This is a genomic window from Pseudomonadota bacterium (assembly GCA_030859565.1).
Classification (GTDB): Bacteria; Pseudomonadota; Gammaproteobacteria; order JACCXJ01; family JACCXJ01; genus USCg-Taylor.
The window spans coordinates 24,209-32,008 of sequence record JALZJW010000031.1 but is presented as its reverse complement, the minus strand read 5'-3'; the positions used below and the strand labels follow the sequence as shown (position 1 = coordinate 32,008).

Below are 7,800 nucleotides of genomic sequence, written 5' to 3'. Positions count from 1 at the left end.
CGTTCAAGGTGGTGCTGCAAGCGCGCCGTCCCGGCCGTTGGCACGTCCATACGATGATGAACGTGGAGGCCGCGGGCCCGATCATCGGTCCCGGCAAGTGGGTGCAGATCGACGGTACCATGGCGGATTATAAACACGAACTGACCACGCTCACCGGCAACACCGTAGACATTGAGAAGGTGGGTACGGCAGGGATCTGGGGATGGAGCTTCTTCTGGATATTCTTCGGCATCGCGTGGGTCGGGTATTGGGCGGCGAAACCCCTATTCCTTCCGCGTTATATGGCAAGGCAGGCGGGGGATGAGAGCATCGTCTCTCCCACCGATGTGAAGGTAGGTCTAGGGTTCATGGTGGCCACGCTGGTCATTACCTGGGTCGGGTACAATGCGGGGAACAGCGCCAATCCGATTACGATACCGCTGCAGGCAGGCGTCATCGGAGTGATGGAGCCGATCCCCGAGGGTACGCCTGTGGTGGAGGCCACGGTGGAGCAAGCGACTTACCGTGTTCCCGGCCGGTCGGTTATCCTGAAGGTACGGATCAACAACCGCGGCGTGAACCCGATCCAGGTATCGGAGTTCGAGACGGCGGGCATTCGCTTCCTGAATGCATCGGTGTATCAGGACGACACGAACTATCCGCCGCAGTTGCTCGCGCCGGAAGGTTTGTCGGTCGACGACAACAGCCCGATATTACCGGGACAGTCCAAGGTCGTGACCTTAACAGGCACCGATGCGGCTTGGGAAAACGAGCGTATCGCCGACGTGATCTACGATCCGGACAGCCGCTTCGGTGGTTTGCTGTTCTTCGTGGATTCGAGCGGCTTCCGTTCGATGGCTCCAGTCGGCGGACCGTTGCTCCCGAGGTTCACCTAATCGTCAATTAAGCTGACTACGCGGTGCCCCGAAAATAATTATAAGGGGCGAGTTTGCCCGCAAATCGATGTGCGCCGCCCCCAGCCATGGGGGCGGCTTTTTTTAGGGATCGAATGAACTCAAAGTAGTTCATCCGGTAAAGTTTTAGGCAGAGGACAGGAGGTAAACATGTTAAATAGGATCATGATTGGGGCGTTACTGGGCTTTGGATCCCTTACCGCTAACCCGGTCTTCGCGCATGGAGGCGCCGCGATAGAATTCGATACCTGCGTCGTCAGCTTGGGCAAGTACACAATGCACTTTACCGCCTATCAGCAAGCGACGGGAGGCGAAGAGCATTGCTGGGATGTGCCGTCGCCTGGGAAAACGATTTTAGTATTCGACCTGGTGGAAACGGTGATGCGCTCAAAACCTGCTGAGCTAAGGATCGTCGAGATGGGTAAAACCGGGGGTATCGGTGGCGTGGTCAAGACCATCGCGCATGTGCCGACCCAAGTATTCCCGCAGGGCATGATTGATGTTGAGGCGAGTTTCGAGGCCGAGAAGAAATATATAGCCGTTCTAGTCATGAGCGATGTGCGTCCCTTGGTGCTCAAGGCACCGATCCAGGTCGTGCCGAAGGGCACGAATGCGATCTATATCGGGCTCGGGCTCGCGGCGATTGGCGGGATGGTCTTCTTTGTACTACGGCGGCACCGGCAGGCGGAGACCGCATAGTGTTCAGGCCCGGGTTGCGTACTACGGCGCAGGGAAACGAAGGCCTTAGGGCATGCGGAAAACTAGCTCGGCGCGGGACGAATTAGGCTTGATCGTCGCGGTGCTTGTTGACTTCGATGGTGACGTGGGAGAGCCCGCCAAACGGGGATAACAAACTGCGGTAATAAGCGGCGGGCTGAGCCTTTCGGCTTTCAATCGATACCAAGGCCGCCAACCGGCGCGGGCTGATGTTCCAGACATGCAGGTCCGTGATGCGGGCGCTGTGGTCGGACTCAATTGCGCGCCGGATGGCCGCGAGCATTTCTCGATCGGGGGCGATGTCCAGAAGAATCGTGCATGCCTCTCGTAGCAATTGAATGCCCCAGCGCGTGATCAAGGCGGCGGCCGCGATCCCCATCAAGGGGTCCATCCAGATCCACCCGAACATTTTTCCCGTCAGCAGTGCGACAATCGCGAGTACCGAAGTGAGCGCGTCGGCGAGCACATGTAGGTAAGCGGCGCGAAGATTATGATCGTGACTCGGAGGATCGCTTAGAAAATGGGCGCACACCAGATTGACCCCTAAGCCGAGCGCCGCTACGAGTATTGCTTCGGTGAATCGAATCGGCGTTGGTTCGATTAACCTCAAGATGCATTCCGCAGCAAGCACGGCTGTAACAACCAAGAGGGCGACAGCGCTGGCAAAACCCGCGAGGACGCCGATTTTACCCGTACCGAAAGTATAGCGCTGGTCGGCGGCATGGCGGCGCGCGAATCGGTATGCGAACGCGGTAATTCGGAGAGCGGCCGCGTGTGTCGCCATGTGCCAACCGTCGGCGAGCAGGGACATGGATCCGTAGGCCATGCCAGCGGTGACCTCGACGACAGTCATCGCTGCGGTTAGAGTTAGAACCCGCTGCGATGCGCGCTCGCCGCGGGCGTTTTCGGTGGTGTCATCAGGCGGATGCTTGCACTGGGTTTGCATGTACGTTCAACGCCTAGGTGACTGAAGCCAAGGTAGCGAGGGTGTCTACGGCCGGTGTTCAAGGATCAAGCGTTTAATCGCATCGATGACCAGGTCGGGCTGCTCCAAAGGAATCATATGACCGCTGCGCTCCGCAACGATGAAGCGATGGTGTTTGAAACGGGATGCTAGATCCTTTTGCAGGGAAAGCCACTGATCTTCCAGTTGATCGCTAAGCGTCCCGCCCGCGAGTACCCGCCGGCCGCGGGCTATGACCACGACGGGTACCTTGTCGTTGGGATACGAGCGAAGCTCCCGGCTGCTTTCCGCGAACCCGGCGATTTCGCTGAATATCGCTTGCATTGAAGCCGAGCGGGCACCGAGGAGCCTCGCGAATGGCTTCAGGTCGATAGCCGACAAGGAACCGAGAATCTCGGACTCCCACAGATATTGGAGCGAACCGTGAGGATCCAAGCGGCGCATCGCTTCGATTTGAAAGAACCTATCCGCTTGCTCCTCATGCGGTGAATCGACGAGCACCAGCCCCGCCGTTTCATCCGGAAAGAGATTCGCGAATGCACGCATGTTGTACCCGCCGAACGAATGGCCGGCCAATAGGTAAGGCGGGGGCATTTCCGCGCGGTCCAACAAGGTGCGTAGCTCGGATGCGATCCGGCTGCTCGTGCGGGGCCCGGGTCCGGCGTCGCTGTGGCCGTATCCCGCGCGGTCGTAACTGCATACGCGCGTCGTCGAGGCGAGCCCGCGTTGAACGTGACGCCAGTCTAGTGACGAGCCGCCGAGCGCATGGTCCAGGATGACCGTCGGCCGGCCCTGCCCAAGGCAGGCGATATTAAGATAACGGCCGCCGATATCGATGCGCCGGGCCACTGCTTCGGTGCCGTAAGGGGGCGGTTCCGAGGCTGCGTCAAGCGGCCGGACCGCCAAGATGAGAAACAAAAATGGAACCGAAAGATGGCTTGAAGTCACAGTCCTGTGCCAAAGGGTACGAGCCCTTGTGCTACAACCGCCGGGAATAAGTTTCAAATGGCGAGCCGACGGACATTTGCTATGATCCTCTTTCGCGGGTGTTCCGCGGTGCTCTCTCGGCGACGTCAAGCATTTCGGAGCCAGCGTGTACCACGGGGAACTTCGTAGGCCAGCCGGCCAAAAACCTCAACATTCAGGAGCGCACCCCATGGATTTTTTGTCTGAATACGGGCTCTTCTCCGCCAAACTGATCACCGTCCTCGTTCTTCTGATCGGCGTGTCTATTTTCATTGTGTTCATAATTCAACGCAGTCGAGCGAGTCACGAGGAACGCCTGGAGGTCAAGTACCTTAATGACCGGTACGAAACCATGGCTCTGACATTAAAGTCGGCCATGTTACCACGGCGCGCTTTTAAACAGGCGCTCAAGGAATTCAAGGCCAAAAAGAAGCAGGGGGAAAAACTACTCACCCAACACGCCTTCAAGAAGCGCGTGTTTGTGCTGCGCTTTCACGGCGATCCGCGCGCTTTAGCGGTAGCGGCCTTGCGCGAGGAAATCACGGCGGCGCTCATGTTGGCGACGGAACGCGACGAGGTCGTGGTGCTGTTGGAAAGCCCCGGGGGTTTGGTGCATAGCTACGGGCTTGCGGCGTCCCAGCTCCAACGAATCAAAGAACGGGGGGTCCCGCTAACGGTGTGCGTCGACAAGGTCGCGGCCAGCGGCGGTTATATGATGGCTTGCGTGGCTGATCAGATCATCGCGGCGCCCTTCGCCGTCGTCGGCTCCATCGGCGTTGTCGGCCAACTTCCGAACTTCAACCGCATGCTTAAGAACCACGATATTGAATTTGAGCTCATCACGGCGGGAGAATATAAACGCACCCTGACCATGTTCGGTGAAAATACCGATAAAGGCCGCGCCAAGTTCCGGGACGATATCGAGGAGACCCACGCCTTGTTCAAGGCCTTTGTCCGGGACCATCGCGGCACGGTGGATATCGATAAGGTTTCCACCGGCGAACATTGGTATGGGGTCCAGGCGCTGGCGTTAAAACTGGTGGACGCCATACGCACCAGCGACGATTACCTGAAGGAAGCAGCCAACAAGGCGGATCTGTACGAACTTACCTATCAACGCAAGAAAAGTTTGCGCGACCGGTTGTTGACCCCGGCGGCTCAGGGTTTGACGGAATGGCGGGATCACCGATTCCTTGTCTAGTAAGTGTGATACCTCTCAGCGCAGGAATGCCGGCGTGCGCGCCAGGTAAATGCGGTAGGCGTGACCGAAGGTCTTGAGGGCGGCTTGTTCCTCTTTCCGCGCTAAACTCACGTAACTGTATATAAGGGCTGGGAACAGCAACAGAGTGATCAAGGTCGGGCCCTGAATCACGTATCCCAGCAGGATCGAGAACAGCGCGAGATACTGAGGATGCCGGACCCAGCGATAGGGCCCGGTCGTCGCCGGGGAGCCGCTTTCCAGGGATGCCCTGAGCACGGTGAAGGCATAATACAACGCGATGAGTCCGCCGAAAATAAAAACGCCTGCAATCAGATGGAAGTAGTCGAAGGCCTCGTAGCGCGTTCCTACGTTGAACAGGATCCGCCACAAGTCCCCCGCTTGATGCGAGAGCATGTCGGCCGCTGGATGTTGGACCAGGTTGTCTAGGTAGAGCGTCAGCGGGTAGCCGTAAAGCTCAACGAACTCGTCGATCAGGAACGCGCATAACAGAGCGAAGCGCCAAATCTCTTGGAACGCCCGAGGCCGGATGAAGTAATAGATTACGAGCGTCCACGCGAGCGCGTTAAGGATCACCGTACGCCAATGACCGTACGCCATTTCGGCGCCGAAATTCAATTCACCCACTGTGGATTCCTGGTTTTCAGTTGCATTCCGTCGCGCCACTCGGTCATTGGCGTAACCACTTATTCAGTGTCAGCATGTCACCGGCTACCCTTACTCGGACAACGCCTCGAGTAAGCTCTGTTGCGCCGCCCGCGGCTTATGCGCGCCCGGCGCGCAACGCTTGTAGCCCCCGTCGTTCTGCAATACCCACGCCTGGGTATTGTCCGCGAGATAAGCCGTCAAGCTCTCTTGGATCACGCGCTGTTTGAGCCGCTTGTCGTCGATCGGGAAACAGGTCTCGATGCGCCTATAGAAATTACGCGCCATCCAATCGCCGCTCGAGAGGTGAACCAGTTCCTCGCCGTCGTTGAAGAAATAAAACACCCGGCTGTGTTCCAGGAAGCGGCCGACGATGGAGCGCACTTGGATGTTTTCCGAGACCCCTTTGATTCCTGGCCGCAGGCAGCAGACGCCGCGCACGATGAGATCGATCTTAACGCCGGACTGGGAAGCGTGGTAAAGCGCGCGGATGCACTGTTCGTCGGACAGGGCATTCATCTTCGCGATGATGCGCGCCGGCCGGCCCTCGCGCGCATTGCGTGTCTCGCGCTCGATGCATTCGAGCATGGTCTTGTGCAAGGTGAAGGGGGATTGCAGCAAGCGTTTGAGCTTGCCCGGGCGGCCGAGCGCGGTCAATTGGTGAAAAATCTTGTGCACGTCCTCGGCGATGTCGGCATCACAGGTCAGCAAACCATAGTCGGTATAAAGACGCGCCGTGCGCGCATGGTAGTTACCGGTCCCAAGGTGTACGTAGCGCCGTAACTGCCGCCCTTCGCGGCGTACCACCAGCGTCATCTTCGCATGCGTCTTGTGCCCGACGACGCCATAGACGACGTGCGCCCCAGCCTCTTGCAGATCGTTCGCAAGCTCGATATTGGCCGCCTCATCGAAACGCGCCCGCAGCTCGATGACGACCGTGACTTCCTTGCCGACCCGCGCCGCGTCGACCAGTGCCTTGACAATGGCGGAATCGGCGCCGGTGCGGTACAGGGTCTGTTTGATGGTTAGCACGTTGGCATCGCTGGCCGCGGCACGGACGAAATCGAGGACGGGCGCGAACGACTCGAACGGGTGGTGGAGCAGCACGTCACCCCTGCGGATTACGTCGAAAATGTCCGTATTGCGCGCGAGCCGCGCCGGTTGACTCGGCACAAAGCCCGGATACTTCAACTCGGGCCGGTCGACTAGCTCGTCGATGGCGAGTAGCCGCATGAGATTGACGGGCCCGTGGCACTGGTAAACATCATCCGCGCCCAGGTTGAATTGATCGGTGAGGAAATGAGTCATGTCGGCGGGACAATCATCGGCCACCTCCAGGCGCACGGCGTCGGAGAATCGCCGTGAAGGAAGCTCGCCTTCGAGTGCCCGCAGCAAGTCTTCCACGTCGTCGTCGTCCACCAGGAGATCGCTATTGCGGGTCACGCGGAATTGATAACATCCCGTGGCGCGCATCCCGGGAAACAGATCCCCCACGTGGGCGTGGATGATGGACGACAAGAAAATGAAATCATACGGTCCTTCCGAATGGCTTTCCGGGATCGCGACCAGGCGAGGCAACGAGCGCGGGGCCTGCACGATGGCGATGCCGCTGTTGCGGCCAAAAGCATCCTTGCCTTCGAGGGAAACGATAAAATTGAGGCTTTTATTGAGGATGCGCGGGAACGGATGTGCCGGATCGAGACCGATCGGGCTCAATACGGGGAGCAATTCGCGATTGAAGAAGCGTTTGACCCAGCCTTCTTGTCGGGTGCTCCAATCGGCGCGCTTCAGAAAACGGATACCGCACGCCGCCAGCTGCGGAAACAGGAAATCGTTCAGGACGGCATACTGATCCTTGATGAGCGCGCGGGTGATCTCGGCGATGCGCTTGAGTTGCTCCTGGGGACTCAGGTTATCCGGCCCGGTCTGGGCCGCACCGTAAGCCACTTGTTGTTTGAGCCCAGCGGCGCGGATTTCGAAGAACTCGTCGAGATTGCTGCTGACGATGCACAGGAATTTTAGCCGTTCCAGCAGCGGTATGTTGTCATCGCGAGCTTGGTCGAGGACGCGGCGGTTGAACTCGATGAGGCTCAGCTCACGGTTGATATAGAAATCCGGCTGTCTGACATCGATGGCCGTGACCGGGGCGGCGCTTAAAGCGGGGTCTTGATTTAGCATATTCTAAGTTCCTGTGATCGGCGATTGCCGGGGCTGGGCGATAGGTGCCGACTCAAGGTTGCAATCCGGTTGATGTTAACCTAGGCGAGTGCGCTCTCAAAATGCGAGCTGAGAACCCTACGCTGGCCGCGCAGGCTGACCTCTATATTCACTCGAGCGAGCCTACGAATGGCTTCTTTGGACCTTGCCCGAAATCCGCGAAGTCCTACGCCTCATCG

Annotated in this window: 7 protein-coding genes; 3 read left to right on the top strand and 4 right to left on the bottom strand. The window is 58.6% G+C overall.

Features of this window, described 5'->3' with window-relative positions; translation table 11 throughout:
- On the top strand, nucleotides 1-875 hold an 875-nt coding region (locus M3436_06715), incomplete at its 5' end, for a methane monooxygenase/ammonia monooxygenase subunit B (protein ID MDQ3563831.1).
- A gap of 168 nt (nucleotides 876-1,043) precedes the next feature.
- Nucleotides 1,044-1,592 carry a hypothetical protein gene (locus M3436_06710; GenBank protein MDQ3563830.1) on the top strand — a complete coding sequence of 183 codons (549 nt, stop codon included), beginning with the start codon at nucleotides 1,044-1,046 and terminating at the stop codon, nucleotides 1,590-1,592.
- Nucleotides 1,593-1,674: 82 nt separating this feature from the next.
- Here M3436_06710 and M3436_06705 read toward each other — a convergent pair whose 3' ends face one another.
- Together M3436_06705 and M3436_06700 are read right to left on the bottom strand one after the other, a co-directional pair.
- Nucleotides 1,675-2,556 carry a cation diffusion facilitator family transporter gene (locus tag M3436_06705; GenBank protein MDQ3563829.1) on the bottom strand — a complete coding sequence of 294 codons (882 nt, stop codon included), beginning with the start codon at nucleotides 2,554-2,556 and terminating at the stop codon, nucleotides 1,675-1,677.
- A gap of 45 nt (nucleotides 2,557-2,601) precedes the next feature.
- Nucleotides 2,602-3,492 carry an alpha/beta hydrolase gene (locus M3436_06700; GenBank protein MDQ3563828.1) on the bottom strand — a complete coding sequence of 297 codons (891 nt, stop codon included), beginning with the start codon at nucleotides 3,490-3,492 and terminating at the stop codon, nucleotides 2,602-2,604.
- A 238-nt stretch (nucleotides 3,493-3,730) separates the two neighbouring features.
- On the opposite strand from M3436_06700, the gene sohB reads away from it, so the two are divergent.
- Nucleotides 3,731-4,741 (top strand): protease SohB, encoded by a 1,011-nt coding sequence (gene sohB, locus M3436_06695; GenBank protein ID MDQ3563827.1) that lies wholly within the window; start codon nucleotides 3,731-3,733, stop codon nucleotides 4,739-4,741.
- 15 nt (nucleotides 4,742-4,756) lie between these two features.
- On the opposite strand, the gene M3436_06690 is transcribed toward sohB, so the two are convergent.
- Both M3436_06690 and ppk1 read right to left on the bottom strand, forming a co-directional pair.
- The gene (locus tag M3436_06690) at nucleotides 4,757-5,386 is read right to left on the bottom strand and encodes an isoprenylcysteine carboxylmethyltransferase family protein (protein ID MDQ3563826.1); all 630 of its coding nucleotides are present in this window, start codon (nucleotides 5,384-5,386) and stop codon (nucleotides 4,757-4,759) included.
- 90 nt (nucleotides 5,387-5,476) lie between these two features.
- Entirely contained in the window at nucleotides 5,477-7,582 is a 2,106-nt protein-coding gene (ppk1, locus tag M3436_06685; protein MDQ3563825.1) for a polyphosphate kinase 1, read from the bottom strand.
- Nucleotides 7,583-7,800 lie beyond the last annotated feature (218 nt).